Annotated in this window: 15 protein-coding genes; 6 read left to right on the top strand and 9 right to left on the bottom strand. The window is 54.0% G+C overall.

All coding sequences use genetic code 11. The features are described from left to right. Positions 1-34 precede the first annotated feature (34 nt). The 3 genes from Pla22_RS05950 to Pla22_RS05940 form a co-directional block, all read right to left on the bottom strand. On the bottom strand, positions 35-2,275 hold the full coding sequence (locus Pla22_RS05950) for a type II secretion system protein GspD (protein WP_146513801.1): 2,241 nt from the start codon (positions 2,273-2,275) through the stop codon (positions 35-37). A gap of 163 nt (positions 2,276-2,438) precedes the next feature. After that, positions 2,439-3,167 (bottom strand): hypothetical protein, encoded by a 729-nt coding sequence (locus Pla22_RS05945; RefSeq protein ID WP_146513800.1) that lies wholly within the window; start codon positions 3,165-3,167, stop codon positions 2,439-2,441. Further along, positions 3,164-4,738, bottom strand: coding sequence for a GerMN domain-containing protein (locus tag Pla22_RS05940; RefSeq protein WP_146513799.1), 1,575 nt, complete (start codon positions 4,736-4,738; stop codon positions 3,164-3,166). Before Pla22_RS05940 ends, Pla22_RS05945 begins: the two co-directional genes overlap by 4 nt. Positions 4,739-4,969: 231 nt before the next feature. On the opposite strand from Pla22_RS05940, the gene Pla22_RS05935 reads away from it, so the two are divergent. Continuing rightward, entirely contained in the window at positions 4,970-5,947 is a 978-nt protein-coding gene (locus tag Pla22_RS05935; RefSeq protein ID WP_146513798.1) for a zinc-dependent peptidase, read from the top strand. Positions 5,948-6,447: 500 nt separating this feature from the next. Beyond that, positions 6,448-10,287, top strand: coding sequence for a golvesin C-terminal-like domain-containing protein (locus Pla22_RS05930; RefSeq protein ID WP_165440535.1), 3,840 nt, complete (start codon positions 6,448-6,450; stop codon positions 10,285-10,287). Between the two features lie 25 nt (positions 10,288-10,312). Here the strand turns inward: Pla22_RS05930 and Pla22_RS05925 are convergent, their stop codons facing one another. Beyond that, on the bottom strand, positions 10,313-11,017 hold the full coding sequence (locus Pla22_RS05925) for a type 1 glutamine amidotransferase (RefSeq protein WP_146513796.1): 705 nt from the start codon (positions 11,015-11,017) through the stop codon (positions 10,313-10,315). 241 nt (positions 11,018-11,258) lie between these two features. On the opposite strand from Pla22_RS05925, the gene Pla22_RS05920 reads away from it, so the two are divergent. Beyond that, the gene (locus Pla22_RS05920) at positions 11,259-12,227 is read left to right on the top strand and encodes a fatty acid desaturase family protein (RefSeq protein ID WP_146513795.1); all 969 of its coding nucleotides are present in this window, start codon (positions 11,259-11,261) and stop codon (positions 12,225-12,227) included. A gap of 15 nt (positions 12,228-12,242) precedes the next feature. Here Pla22_RS05920 and Pla22_RS05915 read toward each other — a convergent pair whose 3' ends face one another. Next, a complete protein-coding gene (locus tag Pla22_RS05915) occupies positions 12,243-13,232 on the bottom strand; it encodes an extracellular solute-binding protein (protein ID WP_146515258.1) in 990 nt (329 codons plus the stop codon). Positions 13,233-13,285: 53 nt separating this feature from the next. Here Pla22_RS05915 and Pla22_RS05910 point away from each other — a divergent pair, with 53 nt between their 5' ends. Further along, positions 13,286-14,581: a hypothetical protein gene (locus tag Pla22_RS05910; protein ID WP_146513794.1), complete on the top strand. Its 1,296-nt coding sequence runs from the start codon at positions 13,286-13,288 to the stop codon at positions 14,579-14,581. A 38-nt stretch (positions 14,582-14,619) separates the two neighbouring features. Here Pla22_RS05910 and Pla22_RS05905 read toward each other — a convergent pair whose 3' ends face one another. Continuing rightward, a complete protein-coding gene (locus tag Pla22_RS05905) occupies positions 14,620-15,492 on the bottom strand; it encodes a class I SAM-dependent methyltransferase (RefSeq protein ID WP_242631823.1) in 873 nt (290 codons plus the stop codon). Between the two features lie 123 nt (positions 15,493-15,615). Between Pla22_RS05905 and gap the strand changes: the two genes are divergently transcribed. Continuing rightward, positions 15,616-16,605, top strand: coding sequence for a type I glyceraldehyde-3-phosphate dehydrogenase (gap, locus tag Pla22_RS05900; RefSeq protein ID WP_146513793.1), 990 nt, complete (start codon positions 15,616-15,618; stop codon positions 16,603-16,605). A gap of 122 nt (positions 16,606-16,727) precedes the next feature. On the opposite strand, the gene gyrA is transcribed toward gap, so the two are convergent. Continuing rightward, positions 16,728-19,460 carry a DNA gyrase subunit A gene (gene gyrA, locus Pla22_RS05895; RefSeq protein ID WP_146515256.1) on the bottom strand — a complete coding sequence of 911 codons (2,733 nt, stop codon included), beginning with the start codon at positions 19,458-19,460 and terminating at the stop codon, positions 16,728-16,730. 348 nt (positions 19,461-19,808) lie between these two features. On the opposite strand from gyrA, the gene Pla22_RS05890 reads away from it, so the two are divergent. Beyond that, a complete protein-coding gene (locus Pla22_RS05890) occupies positions 19,809-20,456 on the top strand; it encodes an MOSC domain-containing protein (RefSeq protein WP_146513792.1) in 648 nt (215 codons plus the stop codon). 16 nt (positions 20,457-20,472) lie between these two features. Here the strand turns inward: Pla22_RS05890 and Pla22_RS05885 are convergent, their stop codons facing one another. Both Pla22_RS05885 and Pla22_RS05880 read right to left on the bottom strand, forming a co-directional pair. Continuing rightward, on the bottom strand, positions 20,473-24,372 hold the full coding sequence (locus tag Pla22_RS05885) for a hydantoinase B/oxoprolinase family protein (RefSeq protein WP_146513791.1): 3,900 nt from the start codon (positions 24,370-24,372) through the stop codon (positions 20,473-20,475). Then, positions 24,372-25,187, bottom strand: a complete 816-nt coding sequence (locus Pla22_RS05880) for a spherulation-specific family 4 protein (protein ID WP_165440534.1) — start codon at positions 25,185-25,187, stop codon at positions 24,372-24,374. Before Pla22_RS05880 ends, Pla22_RS05885 begins: the two co-directional genes overlap by 1 nt. Between the last annotated feature and the right edge of the window lie 20 nt (positions 25,188-25,207).

Raw genomic sequence — 25,207 nt, 5'->3', positions numbered from 1 at the left:
AAGTCGATAACGATGGCAGGGGCCAACGAACGGCTTATTGCATGAACCTCTCGTCAACATGCACCGGCGGGTACTCACCGGGATTCATCTCAATCACTTCATCCTCGATGAAGCCTTCGGATTCAAGCATCGAGTGGTCGACCACGGGAACGTCCGAAACTACATCGTATTGCGAATCCCAATCGCTGTACCGAAGTGCCTCAGTGCCACCATTGACCCTTGGTCGCGGATGATGGTTAGGACAATTCGGATCCTTGCAGCAACTCGTCATCGGACACATTTGTGCGTGCGGAATTTCGTCAAGGTGCTGCGTGCTCACTCTGGCGGCCTCACGTTGCCGTTCGTTGCCTAGATCGTAGGGCGTAATCAGTTCCGGCTTTAGGAACACAATCAACTCGCTCTCGCGGATCTCTGTGTCATGAGACCGGAATAGCTTTCCGACGTACTTGATATCCTTCAAGTATGGGACGCCACGGACCGATTCGACGATCGACTTTTGCCGCAGCCCACCCAACGCGAACATTTGCCCGTCGGCTACGCGAACGGTAGTCTCGGCAACTCGGCTGTCGATGACTGGGTTGTTGGCAATGTAGTCCGCGACCACGCTGTACTCGGGTTGCACCTTCATATCGATGGTGCCGTCCCGACTGATTCGCGGAAGGACATTCAGAATCACACCGGCTTCTTCGAACTGGACTTCCGAGAATACGACGCTTGAGTTTTCGACGGGGTTGGCTCCCTGGATCGGGATCTTCTGAACGATTCGGATCGAGGCTTGTCGGCGATCCCCGACCGTGATCGAAGGGTCGGCAAGCAACTTGGCTTCGCTACTGCTATCGAGCGCTTGCAACAACATGTCAAGATTGAACGCACTGTTCGCGGTTCGAACTCCTAAGCTGCCCGCACCGGCGGCACTGGTATCGGTGATCAAACCAGTGGAAGCACTCACGAGGTTTCGAAACTGAAGCGTCTCCGAGTCGTTCAAATCCGCCAACGATAGCCCAGCGCTGTGTGGCTGAGCGGACCAATTAACTCCGAGACGTTCGATCTCTTTCAACGAGACGTCGTAAATCATCGCCGTGATACGAACTTGCGGACGAGCGCGATCGAGCTGTTCGATTGCCTCCGCGGCGATCTCTAGACTCTGGCTACTACCTTTGACCATGATCCGGTTTTCTTCCGGGAAAACGGCGACGATGACTTGGTCACCCAAGGCGGCTTGCAACGGTCCGGCCATTTCTTCCGCTTCAGTGAACTGAGGCGAAAAATAGGCGATCCCGGATTGAGGCATCACAGCGGCCGATGTGAGTGTCGAGGCATCGCCTCCTTCGACCGCAGCACCGGTGTTGAACCCGCCTTCACCCGCCACACCGAACCCAGCGAAAAGCCGGCGAATTCGATCGATCCGATCAGCCGTATCGATCACCAACAGCGAATCGCTGCCGATGCGTCGCATCTGCCCTCGGTCGCTTAGCAACAATCCGGCCGCTTCCAATGCCGATTCATCATCACGTAAAGCTTGAGGCAAACGCAGCGTTTCGTTCTCAAAGTTGGGATCGTCAGCACCAATTTGATCCGCTGAAAGAACCACCAAGCTACTTCCCGTTTTCCGGTAGCTGTAACCTGACGAACTGAGTGCAGCAGACAGCACCTCGCTTAATGGTGCATCGTGAAACGCGCCGCTGACTTCGCCCGAGACTGCGTTTCCGGCGACGATATTGATTCTCCACAGGTCGCTGAGCATAAAAATAACGTCCGAAAGCGGCGTCTTTCGAAACGTGACACTGCCCCGAGTCGCGAGAGCTTCTTCGACTGAACCCGGACGTGCCGCCGGTGCTTGCGAGGCATCACCATCAACCGAGCCCTGGTCGTTTGACCCTAGGTGGCCACTTGAACCGTGGTGATTGGTGGCAGCGGTGCTTAAGGTTGCGACAACGGAAGGTTCATTAGCCGAGATGACACGCGCCGGGCTCTTAACTACAACTGGCGCCGGAGCGTCGATCCCCGGAGCCATCTCGATTGGCCATGATGCAGGCACTTGTTGCAAAGGTTTTACGTCGGCGATGAAGCTTTCGTCGGCAGACACCAAGCTCGAATTGGCGTTCAAGCAGCCAACCACAACCATGGTCATCCATGCGATACGGCCGAGCAAACCCGACAACTCGGTGGTGGTCATTGCCAGTGACGGACCAACGTTCAAACGGTCGACGGGCGAGCACGCAACCGTACTCGCTATCGCCGCTGTCTGTTCGTATATCGTTGGTCTGCCATCCATGGCAATGAACCTCGGGTTGGGTCTTGTTGTTATTGACCACGGCAATCCTTCGCCGCAGGCTTATGGTATCCCAGCCCATTGGCTGCGACACTTACTCGTTCGTTCCGCGAGGCCGTCAGTGGACCGCGTGGAAGTAGTTACTCTTTGTCAGCTTTGTTTCTCGCTAAATATCACTCGCTTGCAACTCCGGCGAATCGGGATCGGCGAATTCATCGTCTAGGTCTTCCACTGGTGCAGTCGTTAATCCAAACAGTGTCAGGCTGCACTCAAGTGCCACAGGAGTTTCGCGGACGGTCGTAGGAGATATCTGCATCCCCTTGGTGATCATCAGCCAGCCTTTCTCGTCGATCAAGTCGATAATCTTACCAATCGCCTCCATGCTCCCATCCGCTTGCAACAAAACCGTATGGTCGTGTAACAGGAAGCCCGAAGGTTCAGAGTACAAAGGCGTTGCGCTATTGATTGGACTGTCGTTTTCGAACGCCCATGCACGGCTTTCGTCTTCACCGATTTCTAATCGCCGAAGAGCCGCGCCCGCTTTGCGAACGATGCCGACTAGTTGTTCTCGAACGCCTTCAATGTCATCCGGCTCGATGCTTTGCTCGACTGCCAATTCAAGTTGTGCCGATATCTGGGTCGCCACCTTCTCAAGTCGCTCCTTCCGCATACTGGCCTGTTCAAACTGAACCCGCAACGTGTCCATTTCAGATACGTCCCGATGGAGTTCAAAGTATTCATCGACCCAGCGGACGCCGAATAAGATGATGGCAAGCAAACTTACGCTCGCAATGATTGCTCGGGTCGTTCGGTCTCTGGCCGCGGATCGTTCTTGTGCCCGCGACCGTTTGGCTAGAGTTGCTGGGATCGGCGGGTTAGCGTTGGGTGACTTCATTGTTGGCCCCTTTGCTTCGGCGAAGGGAGCGGTGTCCTTTGAGCCATGCGATGGCCGGGTGCGCCCGTTTGATTATCCAAACCAGAAGAAGCACTTCGGATGGTCAAACGAACGATAAAGCGGGTCGATTGCGTGTCGGGCTCGGGCGATGTGCCCTTCAGTGCGACTTGAGTCACGCCGGGCAAGTGCCGTAGTGAATTGACGAGGTCATAGATCACCGACTCTTCCACGGTCATGCCGTTGAGTTGGATGGTGTTGCTCGATTCGATTCGGAACTCTTCAAGTCGTACTGTTTCCGGCAAACTTTGCGTGATCAGCTTAAAAGTCTTGTGCCAGTTCGGTTCCGTGGTGATCGCTGAGATTCGATTCAGGTGGGTCAACAGTTCACGACGTTTGGAAACCGCTGCGAACTTCGTTTGTGTGGCAGTAATTTGCGCCTGCAATTCGGCTCGCCCCATTCCCTTCCCGGCATGACGATTTCGCTCCGTCGCGACCATCGCGTAGGCAATCATCAGCGTCAGACAGGCGACGGCAATGGGCCAACACTGATAGACCAAACGTTGCCCCCAAGACAAATCGGGCGCGCGTCGAACATGGTCCAGCAAATCCGGAACACCGTCGTCAGCCAATCGAATTAGCAGAGGAAAAACGGTGGCTACCGATGGAACATGATTCGTTTCATTCGATTCAGAATTTATCTCGTACAACTCTGGCAAATCAGGAATCTGTAAGACCGCCGGTCGGACAACGTCAGAGTCTTTCAACAACGCGATAACATCATTCGTTTTTTCGTGCGGACCGCAGATCAGCAGTTCTTCCAACTCGCCCGTTGCCACACGCCGGTGGCGATGGCAGAACCGTTTCAGACGCGAGAAGTGCCCGACTAAGGCTTCGCAAAAACCAGCATTGTGGTGAGCCGCAGCGGGCCGATAGTCCAACAGCAACATTCCCGCACATGCGATCCCCACATCCCATTGTTTTCCCATTCCATCGGCAACCAGAATCGGCGTATCGCCAATCCGCTTATCTCGCCCTACTAATCTCGCCACACTTACCAAAGATGGCTCAACCCATTTCACATCCATATCGATGTTACGAAATGCGTCGTAGATAATTTGGATCAGCGAACGATTGACCACACCCGTCACTGCATAATCGGTGCTTGGTTCAATTCGAATGCGAGCACTACCGGTCACCTTTTCGCCAGGCCCTAGTTGCAGGTATCGAGGAATCCGCGTTGCTAGGGTTTCTAAATCGTGGTCAACCTCTTCGGGCGAACCGATCGTGACTCGCGTGACACAGAAGTCACCATCAAGTGACACGGAAACCGCATGACGACGCATTTGGTGGCGATCGGCCAACATTTCCAGTGCAGCCTCAAACGCCGATGCCCCTTCGTTGGTCAACCATCCCACTTCGCCATCGTGGTCAACCTGATCAAAGGTTAGCCGATAACGACCATTGTCCATCGGCGTCGCAATAGCGAGCTGAATCGCATGGCTCTCGATACGCAAACCGAAGCAGACTTCGTGCGTCGATGGTTCGCTGGACGCTTGGCTCACGTGATTCATTTGCAAAAGGTAGAAGTAGGACGAGGGCGCAGCCCAATCCAGGCACGCGATCACTCGGACACTTCTTCGATTTCGGTACCATCGGGTTGAACAATCGACGCAAACTCTCCTACCCGACTCCGTGATGGCCAATTGCCTTCGCCTTGAGACGAACGTGCCGGTTATGCTGGATCATTGCCTTCTCAAATCCCTGCATGCATCCAGTTTCACGCTTCCTGACGCCCCGTCGCTATGCTCATCACTCCTGAACTGGATCGTCGTAATCGACTCCTTTCCTTCCTTTTCGCCGGTCTGGCCGCGATCATCGGAATAGGCTTGGCGTGGATATCGCCCTGGTGGATCCTGCTGGCATTAGCTAGCCCCGCCATCTACGTGCTCGCTAGACGAAACACGAAACGACGGATCCGCGTTGCATCGCAACCATTTCCACCGGCGTGGCGTTCTGCGCTAGAACGTCATGTGCAGTTCTATGTCGCCTTGCCTAAACCAGACAAACGTCGGTTTGAGTCCTTGATGCAAATCTTCGTTGATGAAGTCGCCATTACGGGAATTCGCACTGACGTTGATGACCAAACTATTTCACTGGTCGCGGCCAGTGCGGTGATTCCGATCTTTGGATTTGAGTATTGGGAATACGCGGGGCTAGGCGAAGTACTGATCTATCCGAACCGTTTCGGCGAGAACTTCGAAAGCAGCCACCCGGATACCGATCACGTGCTGGGCATGGTAGGGGCAGGACACCTCAGCGGAGTGATGATCTTGTCGAAACCCGATTTGGTCGCTGGCTTTGACATCAGCAACGACAAGCGGAATGTCGGCATCCACGAGTTTTCCCATTTGATTGACAAGGCCGACGGCAGTATCGACGGGATTCCGGCGACGATCCCGCGCGACGTCGTTCGTCCATGGATTGAATGGGTGGGAAACGAATTGCGAAGCGACGCGACGAAATTGGCCCCGAAACGTCGGCACATCGACGATTACGCGTTTACCAACGAAGCCGAGTACTTTGCCGTCTTGTCGGAGTACTTTTTCGAATCCCCCAGCGTCCTCGCGGCCAAAGCACCGCAACTCTATCAAATGCTCGAAAAGATCTATCGCCAAGACACTCGCCAACGATTCAGGCAGGTCCGCCGTCGACGAATCGGCCGCAATACACCTTGTCCATGTGGCAGCGGAGAAAAATTCAAACGCTGCTGTCGTGTTTAGTGCTATTCTATTTGCGTTAAATATCCGCAAACATCCACTCCAATAGTGGAACCGACTCGCGGCTGCCCTTAAAAACTGATAGTTAAGCGCAGGCTAAGAAACAAGGGAAGCACATGAGTTCATCGCGATACGTACGCCAAACTGGTCAATCCTCGACACGGCCCCGAGGGCGAATCCGCAGTTTGGTGGTGGAGTCTTTGGAGAAGCGAAATCTCTTGGCGGCTCATTTAACCGCTCTGCAACTCGAGCAGCCAAACGCCTCACCCAACTTGAAGTCGAGCATAAGTGCGGGAGTTGCTACTGCTGCAACGCCCGCTCCTGTGTACGTTTCCTCCGATGCGTCTGCGAGCCGACCAGCCGAGCAGTATGCGGGAACGTTTGATCATTTTCGCCCGGTGATTGCCGTGGGTGACCCCAATGGATCACCATCGGTGTCGGTGTCTTCGCGAACAGATGCCAACGTAACGACGTCACCATTCGCAGGCGTGGTGAGTTTAAACATGAGTTCTAGTCAAGGTTCCTTTATCTGCTCAGGAGCTCTTCTGACTTCGACGCACATCGTTACCGCAGGACACTGCCTCGACATTGATGACAATGGTTCGGTTGATTTCGCTCCTTCGGAAGTCACGGTTTTTTTCAACCACGACAATCCCACAAATAATTTCAGCGGATCAACTTCCATCCAGGCGTCGGCGCTGGTCAATCACCCAAACTACACAGGCTTCTTGTCTCCATCGGTGAATGACGACATCGCCGTGGTAACACTCTCGTCATCGGCACCCTCGGGAGTGCCAATCTATCCCATTCACACGCAAGCATTCACGCAATCGACTCCCATCGTATTAGCGGGCTATGGAACACAAGGCGATGCGATCAACGGCGAAACAGGCGGAGCAAACCTGTTCGTCAAATTGACGGGACAGAACTTAGCGTCCGACTTTGAGTTGGACGATGAGGGTGGCGGCAACCGCGAGGTTTGGTTGGCGGACTTTGACGGCCCAGCACCGGCTGACCTTTTCGGTGACGGAACGACTCTTGGAAACGACAAGGAAATCACCATCCTGGGTGGCGATAGCGGTGGGCCGAGTTTCGTTTGGAATGACTTGGATAACTCAACCACCATCGAACAAGGCGAGTTGGAGTGGTGGGGAAACAATACGTTTGGCAGCATCTTTGCCCCTGACTTTGACACTGATTTTGGCGGCATGGTGGGGTCGGCCTACGCGTCATGGCTGGATTCTGTTTTTAACTCGACGAGTACCGATGACCACGGAGACAACTCGTCGTCGTCGACGCCAATTCCCATCCCATCGACCACTGGGGGCGAGCTGGAGGTTGCAGGAGATCGAGACTTCTTTAGTTTCAACGCGATCCAGGGCATCGAATACGAATTTAGTACCGGCTTGAACACACTCAGCGACTCAACGCTCGAACTTTACGACGTTGACGGTTCGACGTCGCTGGTTTTTGATGACGATTCGGGACCGGGTCTCGCGTCCCAAATCATTTGGACCGCTTCCACATCTGGCACCTATTTTCTTGAGGTCGCAGGGTACGCCGATAATGAATTTGGCACTTACGACTTGGTCGCCGAAATTGATGACGATCATGGCAACGACTTCTCCGAAGCAACTTCCCTATCGGTGCCAGTAAGCACGACAGGAATTATCGAGATCCAGACCGATTTGGATTACTTTAGCTTCTCTGCGAACGCGGGCAGCACTTACGAAATCGAAACCGTTCTTACAGAATTGAGCGATAGCACACTGAGTCTGTTTGACACGGATGGGACGACACTGATCACTTTCGATGACGACGGGGGAACTGGACTAGCATCATTGATTACTTTTGCTCCAGATCAATCAGGCACCTACTTTGTTGCGGTAGACAACTATTCGGATGAAGTCGGAGGATACGGACTCGATATCTCGCTAATGAGTCCCACCAATGCGACGATCATTGACAACGGCGATCCGGGCTACACCACAACCGGAAATTGGAACACAACCGGCACTGGATACTTGGACGATCGAGACGTCCACGCCGCTGGCAGTGACACCGACGAAGCCACTTGGATATTCGATGTCCCCGTTGGCAGTTACCAAGTGGCGTCTACTTGGTTGTCCCACCCCAACCGAAGTGCAGCAGCACCGTATTCCATTTATGACGGCAGCACATTTATCACGACGATCAATGCCAGCCAGAAAGACTCCCCCGATGACTTCAGCGATGCCGGTGCGAACTGGGAAAACCTCGCCGCCGTTAATATCTCCAGTGGGCAACTGCGAGTATCGTTGGGATCAGCCAGCGACGGAGTGGTGACCGCGGACGCTGTCCGAATTGAACCATTCGAAATCCCCGCGCTGATCGTTGACAACGGCGACGCCGGATACGCCCTGACTGGGTCGTGGACCAGTGCCGCCAATGGATATCAAGATGACCGAAACGCTCATTCGGCGAGCAGCGGAAGCGATGAAGCGAGCTGGACGTTTGAAGTACCAATCGGCACCTATCAAGTTGCTTCGACTTGGCTATCGCATCCCAACCGAGCAAACAATGCGCCTTACTCCATTTTCGATGGGGGCGAACTTATTGCCTTTGTTGAAGCCAACCAGAAGATTGATCCTGATGACTTCAATGCCGATGGCGGTGATTGGGAAATCCTTACCAACGTAAGTGTCACCAACGGACCTCTTAAAGTTGTCTTGGGAACATCTCCCGACGGTGTGGTAACTGCGGACGCGATCCGAATTGCACCGCTTCTACCAGTCGATGATCCCGATGACCAAATTAATGAAGCCACGTTGATTGATGAGGGCATCTTTGCGGACCAGATCTATTCGGCCAATGATGTCGATATGTTTGCCATCTCAGTTCAAGCCGGTGAACGTTGGCAGTTTGATATCGATGTCTTCAATGATCCCTCGGCTGAACTTGATTCATCGGTAAACCTTTTTGACGCGTCAGGATCACTGATCGCCTTCTCAGATGCCGACGTCGGTCCGGATCCTGAGTTCGCCGCAACGGAGTCGTTCATCGACTTTGTATTTGACACATCGGGCGTCTACTACTTAGCGGTCGCCAGCGAAGGCAATTATCAGTACGACCCTGTTGATGGGTCAGGAGACTCGGGTGGATCGACGACCGGATTCTATGAACTGATCGTCCAAATGATCACGACCGCGTCGGAGACACAAATTATCGACAATGGAGACGCGCAGTACAGCGTTACCGGCAACTGGACCAGCGCGACGACAGGCTATCTGGGTGATCGAAACATGCATGTTGCGGGCGCCAGTAATGACGAAGCGACCTGGAACTTCACCGTCACGCCCGGCACCTATACCGTCTCATCAACATGGTTGGCCCATCCCAATCGAGCCAACGATGCACCGTTTTCTATCTATGACGATGGAGTCCTGGTTGCCTTCGTTAATTCAAACCAGAAAGTCGCGCCTGACGATTTTGTTGATGCCGGTGGGGACTGGGAAGTGTTAGCGAATGTCGAAATTAGCTCAGACACTTTGACAGTCGTGTTGGGAACATCGCCTCAAGGCAAAGTTACCGCCGATGCCGTTCACATCGCACCCGCACCGTCCTTACCGACCCTTGTCGTCGACAACGGGGATCCGGGCTACACTAGCAACGGATGGAGAACGACTTCGACTGGTTACCTCGGTGACCGCGAGGTGCATTCCGCAAGCAGCGGCGCCGATGAAGCGAGTTGGACATTCGACGAACTACCCGTCGGTACGTACAGCGTTTCCTCCACATGGCTTTCGCACCCCAATCGTTCTGAAGCTGCCCCGTATTCCATTTACGACGGCAATACATTGATCACGACGATCTACGCGAGTCAAAAGGTCGCGCCCGATGATTTCTCGGATCTCGGGGGCGATTGGGAAGTTCTCTCTAACGTGACAATCACGAGCGGGACTTTGACCGTCGTCCTCGGCACCGCACCCGATGGAGTCATTACTGCCGACGCGATCCGTATCGGTCCAGCGAGCACCCCTGTCCGCGGAAAGTTAGCGGCGAACCTCTTCGAAGACGCAATGCGTTGGCCAGCTTTCCCCATGGTTGATCGCGACTTAACTTCCGAGCAAGTCTCTCGTCCCGACACAAACCTGACCGTTCTCGACGAGTACTTTTCTGTCTTCAACAAAGCCAAAGACACAAAGCTGGCAACGGTAGAGGACACGAGCATGGTTCCAACCTCTCCACTGCTCGGTAAACCTGAAGGCAAAGATGAATCTGATAACGAAGGTGAACTCGATCACGAAGCGAGAGTCTTGCTGGAGTGGCTAAGTGAGAACCAATTAAACTCTTCGATGGATTAGTCAATCGTTGGTTCTTGTACCGATGTCACTTCGATTGGCTAGGTCCACGCAGGAGCCATTGCGTCAAGAATTCGGTAAACCATTTTGCCTGGCGCTCACGATGCTCACGTACGCCTTCCTCAATCATTTCTCGAGTTTGCACATAGGTAGCTTTCTTGCGAACGATGCCCGAAACTTGCAGGAAGTGGCGGATGGTTCGCTCGGTGACTTCGGGGTGGAACTGAAAGCCAACTGCTAAATCGCCAATGGCGAATCCTTGATTTTCGCACGCTTCACTTCGATACAAATGCTCCGCTCCGTCGGGTAGCTCAAACGTGTTCTGATGCCAATGCAGAACCCGCGTTTGCTTGGGCAGCACCGACCACTTACTCGCGGATTTCACTTTGGTGATGTGGTGCCAACCGACCTCGGGTTGATCATTGCGATAGGTGAGGGCCCCCATGGCGGAGGCTAACATTTGGGCCCCCAAACATATCCCCATGACCTTTCGATCGTTGTCGATGAAATGACGGATCAAACTCTTTTCACGCTCGACCCAGGCCGGCAAGTCAGGCATGTGCAGCGATTGCGGACCGCCAAAGCTCATTAGCACGTCGGCATCGAAGGTCGAAGGGATTTCATCGCCACGATCCAAACGCAATGTCGTGCATTGAAGACCGTGGTTCTGTATCCAATCGGCCACCACACCAGCGGAATCGACGGCCGTGTGTTGAATCAGAAGAACTTGCATAGGTACGCTTGAGCAGGTTTACAGTCTGCGGGGGATACGCAGACCAGAATGTCGTCAGTTTTTAATCGATGGGGTAATCGCACCAAGTTTACGCAGTTTATCCGTTTGCCGCGTTGGGAGTATCGTCTATGATTCCCGATTCGCACCCCATTACAAAGCGTCGGAATCCGCAAGACAGCGCCGGTTTGGTTGCTTCCATTTGCTGCGGTGGATGGCTTTGCCAAGGAAAGGTACCGCCTCCATGCGTCTTCGCCACGCTGCTGATCTTCGCAGCCTACTGTGGGTTGCGATCGCAATCACTCTTGTCGTGATTCAGTACAGCGACCCAAGTTGGGTTCTCTATCTCTCGCCCCTTAGTTGTTATTTGGCTATCGCGATTGGGACGATCACGCACAACCACAGCCACAAACAAACGTTCCACTCCAAACGAGCGAACCAAGTTTTCGGGCAAGTGCTGACTTTCTTCTATGGATATCCGCAACTGATGTGGGTGCCCACTCACAATCTCAATCACCACCACTATGTCAACAAACCGGGCGACGCCACGGCGACTTGGCGTTACACCAACAAACACAACCTTCTTGTTGCGTTGACCTATCCATTTGTTTCGGGCTACTTTCAAAGTGGTCCGATTAAGGAATATGTGGAGAAAGTTAAGGCGAACAAGCCCGGACTTTATGGCCGCATTCGCATTCAGTATGTCTTGTGGCTCGGTCTATACATCGGTGCCGGAATCCTCGCCGCCTGGATGTATCACTCGGAACAAACCGGTCTCGGCTTGTACCTTTGGTTTTTCTCAGTGATCTTGCCAGCGATATTGTCGAGCACCGTGATCATGTTCTTCAATTTCATCCAACACGTTCACACCGACGCTTGGTCCGAACACGATCACTCGCGAAACTTCGTTGGCCCCTGGTTCAACTTTTTGTTTTTCAACAACGGCTACCATACTGCTCACCATGAAAACCCCGGCTTGCACTGGAGTGAACTGGCGGCTGAACACGCGAAGATCGCCGATGAGATTGATCCGAAGCTAAATGAGAACAATCTGATTTGGTTCATGATCCGGCAATATCTGCTGGCACCGATCTTTCCCAAACTGGGCACCACACAACTTGGTGAAATGCCCGGAACGCCACTTGCTGAAGCTGCAAAACCGATTCCCCCCATCAATCGAGCATCGGCCCCACGCGAACAAACAGCGGTTTAGTTCGACTTAGGTCAACTACTGGAAGATCGTCTGCAGTTGTTCTGCCCAGGCTTTCCAATCGTCGGCAGCGCTTTCGAAGTCGGCATTCATCCATCGGACAGGCTCGCTTGGCAGCACTCGTGGCGGGAACTTGCTGCCGCGAGATAGAGGCATCTGACTGCTTTCACCCATTGCCAGCCGGTCTTCGGTTTCAGGACGAATTAAGAAGTCAGCCAGTGCGGCTGCGGCGTTGGGGTGTTCAGCGTTCTTGATCACAGCGATGGTGTTGGGAATTCGTAGCGTACCGGGTTGGTCGGTAGCTTGATCGGGGAAGATGATTTCGACGGGGCGCCCTTGATCTTTCTCAATGATCGCGTCATCTGTATCGGTCAGTCCCCATGCAACCGAGCCAGCGGACACCGACATCGCGACCTGCTTGTTGCCCGAGAGAATTGTCGCGTTGTCACGGATCGCTTTTAGTTGTTCAATCGTCGCGTCACGTCCAACGAGCTCACGCAACACTGCAAAGTGAGTCGCCGTGGTTCCGAATAGCGGTCGGGCCATCGCACATTTCCCTTTCCACTTTGGATCCGCCAAATCGGCGACGCTTTGGGGGTAATCGTCTGGATTGGGAATCAATTGTTTGTTCACAATCAAGACTCGAGCCCTAGCCGCAAAACCGCACCATGTCCCGTCGCTGGCCATCATGTTGGCCGGGTACCCCGATTGAACCTTCCATGAACGGGGCTCAAGCAGTCCCATCTTTTGCAAACGTACCGTATGCATGATCTCGTTGTTCCAGAACAGATCACACGTCGGTTTCTCCTTTTCGGCGACGATTAGGTTAACCAGCCCTACCGTCTTGGTTGATTCAACATCGAACTTTCCGATGACCTTCGTCTTGCCCTCAACAGATCGCTCGTAGGAATCCAGAATCGGTTGAGCAAATTCTTGGTCGAGTGCCGAATAAACCACGACATCACTTTCGCTGCGGCCCACGCAACCTGATGAAGAGCAGAAAACCATCACACCAGCAATCAGGGTTAATGCGAAGGCGACTTGCGAGTTAGAATGAATAGATGGAATCACGGTATGTCTACAATTGGTTTGGGTTAACGTGGCTGGTCTTGGTCACGATGGGCGTAGTCGCGGATGCCGAAGATCCAGAATCGCATCGGTCTGGACTGCATCACCAAACGGGCAAACATCTGCGTCTGACCACCGACGTGGATGATCGCCCCTTCATAGTTGAATTGGTAACGTCCTTTGATGCGGCTGTACCATTGTGGGAGAAATTCTGGAATCTTCCTACCGGCTCGCTTAACGATTGGGTGGTTGACGCTTATGTGATGAAAGACACAGAGCGTTTCCGTAAGGAAGCACTGCTTGACTATCGAGTCCCTGATTTTCCGTTTGGCTATTCGATTGGCAACGATGTTTGGGTCAAGTTGCAACCGAGCCAATACTACACCCGACATTTACTGCTTCACGAAGGCGTCCATTCGCTTGCTTTCGATCAGTTTGGCGGTGCTGGACCAACTTGGTTCATGGAGGGAACCGCAGATCTCCTGAGCACTCACCGTGGCATCGGCTCCGAGATAAGCGTTGGCGTGATCCCTGATGATCGTGATGACTTTGCTTACTGGGGTCGCTTTAAACGCATGAAACAGTTGCGACAGGCCTCGCGAATCCCAGCCCTCGAAACGGTGATGAAGTACGAGGCAAATTTGAAGGGTGATGTCGAGGCATACGGATGGAGTTGGGCACTTGCATCGATGTTGCATGCTTACCCGGAGTACCGCCATGTCTTTCTCGAAGCGGCTCACCACGGCCAGGACTCTATGGCTGACTTCAATCGCTGGTGTTACACGCGATTAGGAAATGATTGGCCAGTCGTTCAGGCTCGCTGGCGTAATCTTGCTCAGGATTTCGACTACGGGTTCGACTGGACGCGAGAACAGATTCAACTTTCCAAACAGGACCGCGTCTGGGATGGCAAACCATTCGAAACGACCGTCGTGGCAGACCAAGGTTGGCAATCCATCAAGGTTCGGCTGAATACTGGAATGAAGATCCAACTTACCGCGTCTGGCGAAGTTACTCTCGATGATGACCCCAAACCGTGGATATCTCATCCGCAAGGCGTGACGATTATGTACTCGAGCGGCAGACCGCTGGGGCAGTTGATTGCGAGAATTGTGCCCAATCGCTCGGACAAGAATGACTATCTGCCACCGTTAGAAACCATCAAAGTGGGCAATGAGTCCACGCTTATCATTGAACAACCTTGTTGGTTGCTGTTGCGTGTGAACGATGGGCCAGGGGCCTTGGCGGACAATCAAGGCAGCTATAGGGTTTCGATTTCTCGTCTTTAAATCGAGTCCGCTTCACGGGTAAACGTTGCTTCCGCGAATCACCCATCTTTGGCGTTCCTTGCCAAGACAAAGAATCCCCCTGCAATTGGCCAATATCCCGTGAGGGTTTTGCCATCGATGGACAATCGTTCCAATCGGATGACCTGCCAACCGGTTTGACGGAGATCTTCTTCCAACTCGCGGCGACCAAAACGGTGCATGAACATTCGCTCAAGTCCGCGATACGCGTACGTCGAATCACCTAGTTCGTGATCGGGGTCACGCTTCGATCGCAACCAAGACATGGCCGTTTTTCGCAATCCCTGAGGCTCTCGAAGCGCCGCCCAACGATGATGAACATGAATTAGAAGTGTGCCTCCGGGTCGGATCATGCGTGCAACATGCTTGAGCATTGCTTGCCGATTTGATCGCCCCTGGATCATGCCCAAGGTAGAGAACAAACACACAGCACCCTCGGCAACATTGTCACGAAAAAACTCCATTTGGACCAAGTTCGCGCGGACGGTGTAGATTCGTTCCAAACTCTCTTTCCGAGCTTTTCCAGCCAATTCGTCGAGCATGGACTGGCTCAAATCGATTGCGACGACTTCATAACCTGACTTTGCCAACGGGATAGCGGTTCTTCCAGTACCGCAACCAAGGTCCAAAATCGTCTTTGTGTCGCCCATTTCGACGCCGGGAAAGCACTCTCGCAGGATCTGGCTTTCGACCGACTCCATCGCCACACCCGCCACAAACGCATCGTAATGGTGAGCGATCGACCGTTGATGCACATAATCCCATGTTCCCGGGGCGACACCTTCGGGTCGCTGCCAGTCCGGCGGGCGTTGCTCGGCCGCTGATGCTGTGGGCATTCCCGCCTCGTTAATGCCAACCAAACTGCTATCTCGTGAATTGGGGGGCTGGTTCATTTTAGTCGTAAATTCCTATAATCCCGGCTGACGAGCCAGGACGGTATTTCATACGAACACCCAATTGCCCGCGATGCCGAAAGTGTATCGCGAACACTAGTCTCCCACGAGGAAAGAGAACACATGATTAAGGTCGGCATCAACGGCTTTGGCCGCATCGGTCGAATGGTCTTCCGCGCATCGGTCAACCGTAACGACATCGATGTAGTGGCTATCAATGACTTGCTCGAAGTCGAATACTTGGCATACATGCTCAAGTACGATTCGGTCCACGGTCCTTTCGATGGTGAAGTTTCAGTCGACGGCGGCATGCTTGTCGTCAACGGCAAGAAGATTCGCATCACCGCAGAAACGGATCCAAGCAAGCTGGCATGGGGCGACGCGGGAGCTGATATCGTTGTCGAATCGACAGGTATCTTCTTAACAGCCGAAAGCGCTCAAGGTCATATCGACGCCGGTGCAAAGAAGGTTGTCATGTCGGCACCTTCGAAGGACGACACACCTATGTTCGTCATGGGCGTCAACGACGACTCCTATGCTGGCGAAACGTTTGTTTCCAACGCATCGTGCACCACCAACTGCTTGGCTCCTTTGGCCAAGGTCCTCAACGATAGCTTCGGCATCAAGCGTGGCTTGATGACCACCGTTCACGCTGCCACCGCAACGCAAAAGACCGTAGACGGTCCTTCGCGTAAGGATTGGCGTGGTGGGCGCGGTATCTTGGAAAACATCATTCCTTCGAGCACCGGTGCTGCCAAAGCAGTCGGCAAGGTCATTCCAGAGCTTAACGGCAAGCTCACCGGCATGGCATTCCGCGTTCCTACTTCGGACGTTTCAGTGGTCGACTTGACCGTTGAACTTGAAAAGGACGCCACCTACGAAGAGATCTGTGCAGCGATGAAGGCTGCTTCCGAAGGCCCAATGAAGGGCGTGATGGGTTACACCGAAGACAAGGTCGTTTCGACTGACTTCCGTGGCGAAACTCGCACTTCGGTCTTCGACGCCGACGCCGGCATCCAACTCGATGGAACCTTTGTGAAGGTCGTATCCTGGTACGACAACGAATGGGGTTACAGCAACAAGGTTCTCGATCTGGTTGCCAAGATCGCGTAACGATGCTTCACCAAATGATGCTGTCGCGATGAATTCGTCGCGACAGCGTTACGCCAAAAAGAAAACCCGGCCAGTGATGGCCGGGTTTTTTTGTACTCGCTCGCTGAAAAGAACTTTATCGCTTACTCATCGTCGGATCCCGATGGTTCGTCCGCGGACACTTCATCATCGCCAACCTCTTTCGAAGTTTCCGTGACCTGCGTGGCGTCTACGGTTGCGACTGCGGAATCGTCAGTCACTTGTTCTTCCGTTTCTCCGGTCTCGGATTCTTCTTCCGCGGGAACTCGAACAACCGCGATGAGTGAATCATCGGCATCGACGCTCATGATTCGGACACCTTGGGTGTTTCGTCCGATCACACTGATGTCGTTGCCACTGATACGTTGAATCTTGCCTTTGCTGGTCATCATGAACACTTCGTCGTTGTCGCCAACTCGAGCGATACCGATAACTTTGCCATTGCGAGCGCTGGTGCGGATATCCCGCAGTCCTTTACCGCCACGCTTTTGCGTTCGGTAGCGAGCTCCCGATGATGTACTTGCTTCCTCATCCGAGTCAGATGCCGCTTCACTTTCATCATCGTTGTCAGATCCCGCTGCCACGGCGTTGGGTCCAAAGTACGTTCGCTTGCCGTAACCCTTTTCGCAAACAGTTAGCAGCGTCGCTTCGGGATCCGCAACGACCATGCCGACGACATAGTCGTCTCCAACAAGACTGATGCCTTTGACACCTGACGTATTTCGCCCCATCGGCCGGGCATCGGATTCGCGGAACCGAATGGCCATTCCACCGGCCGTAACAAGGATGACCTCATCGCCGGGGCCGACCACTTTCGCATCGACAAGTTCATCGTCTTCGCGAAGTTTGATCGCAATGATGCCGCCACGTTTGGGTCGCGAGTACTGTTCCAGCGGAGTTTTCTTGACCAAACCACTGCGTGTGGCCATCACGACGTAATAGCCTTCCTGGTCGAAATCACGAATCGCGAGACATTCCGCGATCTTTTCGTCTTTCTCAAGATTCAACAGGTTCACGATCGCCCGACCTTTGGCATCCCGGGCGAGCTGGGGTAAATCGTAAACCTTTTGCCAACGCACCTTGCCGGCTGTGGTCAAGAACAGCAAGTAAGCGTGAGTGCTAGCGACAAACAAGTGCTCGATCGGATCTTCCTCATCCGTCTTTGCACCCTTAAGCCCTTTACCGCCACGGCGTTGGGTGTTGTAAACACTTGATGGAGTTCGCTTGATGTAACCCTGGTGCGAGATCGAAACCACCATCGTCTCTTCGGTGATCAAATCTTCCAGGTCGATGTTACCCAGTTCTTCCATCGAAATTTCGGTGCGACGTACGTCACCGAAACGCCGCTTCATTTCTTCAAGGTCGTCCTTGATGATTCCGTAGATGCGTTCCTGGCTGCCCAGGATGTCTAGGTAGTCGGTAATCTCGGCGAGCAATGCTTTGTGTTCGTCGGTCAACTTCTCTTGCTCGAGGTTGACCAATTGGCCAAGCCGCATGCGAAGAATTTCGTCGGTCTGAACACTGGTTAGCGTGTACGAATCAGCCACGCCGCGTTCTTCTTGGAACAACTTGAAACCGTCATCGCCGAGTGCCCGATTCATCAGTGCAGCAGGGCAGGGGATCCCCATCAAACGTTCTTTCGCCTCGGGTTGAGTCCGAGATTCGCGAATGGTTTTGATGATCTCGTCGATATTGGCAAGAGCCAACAACAACCCTTCAACCGTATGCTTACGACGACGTGCGCGGGCGAGCAAGAATTGAGTACGCCGGCGAATGACCGTGACCCGGTGACGAATGAATTCCGTCAGGATCTCCTTCAACGTCAACTCACGCGGCTTGCCGTCCACCAACGCCAAGAAAATGACCGAGAACGTCGTTTGAAGTGGCGAAAACTGGAAGAGCTGGTTCAAAATCACATCGGGATCGCCATCACGCTTAAGCTCGATGACGATTCGAACAGGCTCCTTCAAATCGCTCTCATCGCGAATTGCCGAGATGCCTTTGATCCGTTCGTCGTTGACCAGTTCTGCGATTTTCTTGACCACGCCATCGCGGGTCTGCTGGTACGGGATCTCGTGGATCAGAATCCGCGTTCTGGTTCCCTTTTTCTCTTCGACAGAGGTTTTCGCTCGCAAGATGATCGTGCTTCGCCCGGTCTTGTAGCCGCGACGAATGCCGCCTCGACCGCAAATGATTCCGCCAGTCGGGAAGTCAGGTCCTGGAACGATCTCGAAAAGCTCTTCGTCCGAGATCGCTGGATTGTCGACCATCGCAATCAACGCGTCACAAACCTCAGTCGGGTTGTGTGGCGGAATGCTGGTTGCCATCCCCACCGCGATACCACCGCTACCGTTGACCAGCAAGTTGGGGAACTTACTCGGCAAAACCGTTGGCTCGGTACGAGCTTCGTCATAGGTCGGAATGTAGTCAACGGTATCGAGCTTGATGTCCTCAAGCAGTGCCGCCGCAACAGGACTCAAACGAGCTTCGGTATATCGCATCGCAGCAGGTGGCAGACCAGCGATCGAGCCAAAGTTCCCCTGCTTGTCAATCAACAATCGCCGAAGGTTCCATTCCTGGGCCATCCGAACCAAGGTCGGGTAAATCACACTTTCACCGTGCGGGTGATAGTTACCCGAAGTGTCACCCGAGATCTTCGCACATTTGACCCGTTTGCTGCCTGGGCCGAGATTCAAGTCGTTCATCGCGACCAAGATCCGCCGCTGCGATGGCTTCAAGCCGTCGCGCACGTCCGGCAAGGCACGGCTAACGATGACGCTCATCGCGTACGTTAGATAACTGTCGCGAAGCTCGTCTTCGATAGGCAGATCGATCATTCGGAACGCGCCGGCACCTGTGTTACCGTCACCATTTCCACCGCCGCCGGAGCCCTCGTCTTCGGGGTCGATTTCCGGTTCGTCGTCGTTGTTACCGTTCTCGTCTGCCAAGGTCAGATTTCCTCAAGGAAATTCCACGAAGGGGATCGCGGAAATATGCAAAAAACCATCGAAAAAGGGGTCTTCTTCGGCTCGCTAATCGAGCCTCGCATTCTACGATAAATAGGGTTCCTTCACCACGGGGCAGGTGACCTGCTAGAACCACATCTCAGCTTGATTTTTGCGGCAAAAAGCACGTCTTTCGTCGTTTCGCTACGCCACCTCTACTCGTGCCACAAGACTCCACCGGTGACTGCCAAGATCGCGAGCCTCCAAATCGGGAAAGTTGTCACCGAGGGTGACCCAGAAACGAACGATGTGACTCGTCGATTATGGTCGAGTGCATTCGACAAACGCCCCGTCGCTCATTCGGTAACCTGCCACTTGATGGGAATTGAAGGTGATGAAGTTGCCGACACCAAGAACCACGGCGGTGCCGACAAAGCAGTCCTTTGCTATTCAGCGGAACACTACTTAGCGTGGCAACGTGAGCACCCTGAGCTTCAGCTTGGTCCTGGATCATTCGGCGAGAACCTCACTATCAAGGCTCAGTCTGAGACCAACGTTTGCATCGGAGACCGCTATCAAGTCGGCGAATGCGAAATCGAAGTCAGTCAACCTCGGCAACCGTGTTGGAAGATCGCACGGCGATGGGCGTGCAAGACGCTCCCCAAAGAAGTGGCTCGAACCGGCCGAACGGGTTGGTATGTTCGGATAAGCCGGTCCGGTCGCTTGCAGACGGGTGACCAGCTCACCTTACTCGATCGTCCTTACCCTACTTGGTCGATCTCGCGAGCCAATGGATTCATGTTCAACCAAACTCCGAAAGACGCAGCGCTGGACGAGCTGTTGCAAATTCCTGTTTTGGCGAAAGCATGGAAATCCTCGTTCGCGTGATCGTACTTCCAGCTTCTTAGCCCGATTCGAACTCGACGCCCCACCCGCCGCCGCCGGGTGTTTCAATGATCAAACGATCATGGGCTTCGACATCGATGGAAACATTCGATGAAAGCGTTTGAGATACTCCGCGACGCACCAGCGTGTTCTTTCCCGGCGTCCCCGGTGATCCACCGGCTACGCCATAGGGCATGGTCGTCCGGCGGTTTGTCAGCAATGAAATCGTCAACGGCCTCAAAAACTCGTACTCACGTATTAGACCATCACCGCCGCGGTGCTTTCCCGCACCCCCGCTGCCTGTTCGGATCGCAAAACGATGTAGTCGAATTGGCAATCGCGACTCTACCACCTCCGGGTCCGTGATCCGCGTATTGGTCATGTGCGTGTGGACGCCGTCGGCACCCGCTGCCTTTGACGTTGCCCCCGCACCACCACCGATCGTTTCGTAATAGCCAAAGGAACGATCGCCCATCAGTGTGTTGTTCATGGTCCCCTGCGACGCAGCAGCAGCCCCCAATGCGCCCAGCAGAACGTCGACCAATCTTTGACTCGTTTCCACATTCCCGGCTACAACAGCGGCACAATCGCGGGGGTCCTCATGTGCGGGAGGATTCAACATGCCTTCTGGGATTTGCAAATCGATTGGGCGAAGCACACCGTCGCAAAGTGGCAATTCACTCGGGCAAACACAACGTAAGGCATATAGTGTCGCGGCCGTCACGATGGCGGGCGTTGCATTGAACCCATTCGGGTGCACCGGAGCCGGATCAAAGGCAATCGACAATCGTTGTCCGACTTTTTGAATCGTTACTCCGATCATAGTTTCGTCATCAAGCGAATCGACGAAACGAAGCACGTCGTCAGAAAGTTGGTGGATGTACTGCTGAATTTGCTCGGCCGCAACATCGAGCAAGCGGCCCATCACGCAGTCGATCAAGTCGTCATCGTAACGCCGACACAGCTCTCGGATGGCTCTCACACCGTCTATCCCTGCGGCTTGCTGAGCCGCGATATCGGCGAGATTTTCATCGGGATTGCGAGACGGATAATCAGCATCGCAAAGCAAACTTCGCAGTCGCTCTCGTCCATCCACGCCATCTCGCACAAGCGGAAAATCACGGATCACCACGCCTTCCTGGGCCAAACACGTAGCGTCGGGCGGCATGGAACCAGGTGTTTTGCCGCCAATCTCTGCGTGATGAGCGCGAGAGGCAACATAGAAGTCGGGCGTTGAATTTCGGGTTCCCGGTGTCACAAAGACCGGCGTCACCAATGTCACATCGGGAAGATGCGAACCACCTGCGAAAGGATCGTTAGACAAGTAAGCATCACCATCGGACATCTCTCCAAAAACGTTCATCAGATGGCGAACCGTATGTCCCATCGCTCCCAAATGAACGGGCACGTGAGCGGCATTGGCGACTAGAGATCCGTCACGGCGAAATACGGCACACGAATAGTCGCGACGTTCCTTGACGTTGACGCTCATTGCCGTCCGCCGGAGCACTTCGCCCATCGTATCGGCGATACCCTGCAGACGTCGACCGATCACTTCCAACAAAACCGGATCGTGCTGAGCTGTTTCGGCAGTCAAACGCGTGTCACCTGAGTCTTCCAAGGTGGGTCGCAACTCGATCACGCCTCCTTGGATCACTCGCCCAACCCAACCGGTTTCGACTAACAACGTCGATTGCGGAGCCACCACCAAGGCGGGACCTTCGATGATATCGTCAGTGCCCAGTTGCACCCGTTCGATGAGTGGTGCTTGAACCCATTGGCCCTGCTGCCAAAGCGACACGCTGTCCCGCGTTCTCAGTGCATTCGGTGCGCTCGGTGCATTCGGCGCGCGCGGTGCGTCTTGTGTGCTCGGTGGCCTGTGTGTGCTTGGTGTACTCCGCGTGCTCGGCTGCGAGGGCATCGCGTGAGCAAGTTCAGGGGATAGCAGGTTAGAATCGCATCGAATGGCAACCAGCTCGACGGGGTGTTCTCGACGTTCGTAACCAAACAGGTCGCGGTGACGGTTGTGGAACGCTGCTCCAATAGTTTTCAAGTCCCAGTTCTGCGATGGCATACTCAACGTAATAGTCGACTCAGTCCCTCGATAGCGCAAATCCATCTCGAAGTGATGGGTCATGCGATGTCCGTCGTTGAGTTCATCAATCGCAAGAGCTTTCAACTCACTCAGAATCGCAGCAATGCAATTTGCACTTACTTTGTCTACGTCTTGATAGACACCTCGAAGGGATGTCTTGCCGACGCTTGCGATCCCCATGCCGAGAGCCGAAAGCATACCTGCATCAGGATGATCTAAGATGCGTTTCATCTCCAACTGCTCAGCCACACGGCACACGTGACCGCCCGCCGCCCCGCCGAACCCAACGAGAGTCATCTTTCGAACGTCGCTGCCTTCAGCGGTACTAACGGTTCGAACCGCTTCGGCCATGTGCGTGACCGCGATCTGCAGGAAACCTTCAGCGAGTTCTTCAATCGACATGTCCGTCGAGTGACCTTTCATGGCATCGACAATCGATTCGATTTGCGACCTTGCTGCTTCACCGTCTAAACGAAATGGGAACTTTGATTGAGGTAAGCGTCCCAGCAAGAAATTGACGTCCGTTACGGTCAACGGTCCACCTCGCCCATAACATGCAGGTCCGGGGGAGGCACCCGCGCTGCCCGGGCCGACCATCAAACGCCCATCGCGAAACTGACAAATCGATCCGCCTCCGGCAGCTACCGTTTGGATATCCATCATCGGTGTCATGATGCGTAGCCCTGCCACGCGAGACTCGGACCGTCGCCCCACTTGGCCTTCAAAGCGACTAACGTCCGTGCTGGTACCACCCATGTCCAAGCCAATCGCCGCATCGGATCCACATGCAGTGGCAACGTTCGCCAGTGCCACCACGCCTCCCGCAGGTCCAGACAATACGCTATCTCGGCCACGAAAGTTGTCGGGGCGAACCAGGTTGCCTCCACTGGTCATCAATCGCAACTGGCATTGGTCTCCGCCAAACTGCGCAAGAACTCGGCCAACGTAGTTCGCCAATATGGGATTTAAGTACGCGTCGAGCGTCGTGGTTTCTGCGCGCGAAACCAGTTTGATCAGTGGCGATACCTCGCTGGAACGACTAACGCTCGCAAACCCAATCTCCCGAGCAATCGCTTCCACACGACGTTCGTGCTCGTCGTTCGTGTGAGCGTGCAGAAAACAAATGGCTAGTGATTCAATTCCCTCATCGAGAAGCCGAAGCAAGTCCGCTCGAACCGCAATTTCATCAAGCTGAACAAGTTCGCCACCCAAAGCGTCCATCCGCTGATCGACGTCCAACACCGTTTGAGTCAGAGGCATTCGCTTGACGATGTCGAGCGCGAATAGGTCGTCGCGATCTTGTTCACCTATCTTCAACACATCAGCGAAACCGCGAGTAGTCACCAATGCCATCTTTGCACCTTCGCGAGTGAGCAAGGCATTGGTGCCACGTGTCGTACCAAGCCGGACCTCTAGCGGTGGCAACGGATCCGCGATCGGGATTCGCATCAAACTGCGAGTGGCAAGCACTGGCGCCTCGAGGCCTCCATCAAGCACGATCTGGTCATCGAGTTTAAGATCGAGCTGATCGAAATTGCTCGAAAGCGTTAGCGTTGTGCCGGATTGCGAGACGATCTTGCCATGTGCACGCTCACCACAACTCCAAGAGGCCGCCACCCAAAAATTAGGGACATCGAAGCCTGGAATTTGATCCACTTCTACTTGATCATGCTCGACCTTGACGACCCTGGCGTAGATCAGTCCGCTGCTAAGCGTCTTAGTGGAAAGTCGCCGTCCACTTGAGTCCACGACGATCACGTCGGTGAAAGTACCGCCAACATCTGCCCAAACCTCAATTTTCCCTACTGTGTTCAAATCAGGCATTACTTGGTCAAAGCCTTACAAATGATTTCCAAGTGAATGGACAATTGATCCCAGGGATTGGGGTGAGCCTGATCGCCGGGTTTGTAGGTGTCCTGAGTCACGTAGATCCAACGGGTGTACCGCTGCGACATCTTGATCGCCAACGTGTCACAAGTTGCCTGTCCATACATAAGGGTCGCGCGCGAGGCCGGTGGATAGTCCGAGTATCCACCGAAGTAGTCGCCGTGAAGCTTGGCTTGCGTCGGCCAATGATCAGCCTCATGAATCACAATCACATCCGCTGCATCGGCGGCAAAGTAGCGTCCGGGAGTGTCCGCGCCGGGATTGGCAACCGTCGGCCAATACCCCAATTCGCGAGCGATCGCGTTAAGCGACGTTTGATGATCCACCGCCGATGCAGTGTCGTCATAAATCATCTCGTCAAAGAAGATTCCATGAATGCGAGGATACATTTCTCGCCATGCCGCCATATCCTTTCGAACATTGTCGATGGGAGTCTTGCCGTAGCCGGTCGGTACATAACCGAGAACAACGCAACCGGCTCCGATCAGCCGGTCAATCGCTTTGGTGTAGTTTGCATTGATTGCGTTGCCGGGTCCTGATGCAGGATTGAGCACCACCCAAAATGGCACTTCACTGTACTTGCGTTTCAATTCCATCACGCGGTTGTAATCGGCGTTGGTATGTATGTTGGCCGGATAGATGTACAGCGGAATCAGTAGCCCCATCTTCTCACTTGCTTGGAGATGGAACCTCTGGTTCGCAGCCAACCTGGATTCGCCGCTCGTCACGAGCGATTCCTGCGCTATCGACATAGAGTTGCACGTACCAAACA

Source organism: Rubripirellula amarantea (assembly GCF_007859865.1).
Lineage (GTDB): Bacteria > Planctomycetota > Planctomycetia > Pirellulales > Pirellulaceae > Rubripirellula > Rubripirellula amarantea.
The sequence above is the reverse complement of the archived record's forward strand: the minus strand, read 5'-3'. Positions and strand labels throughout refer to the sequence as shown.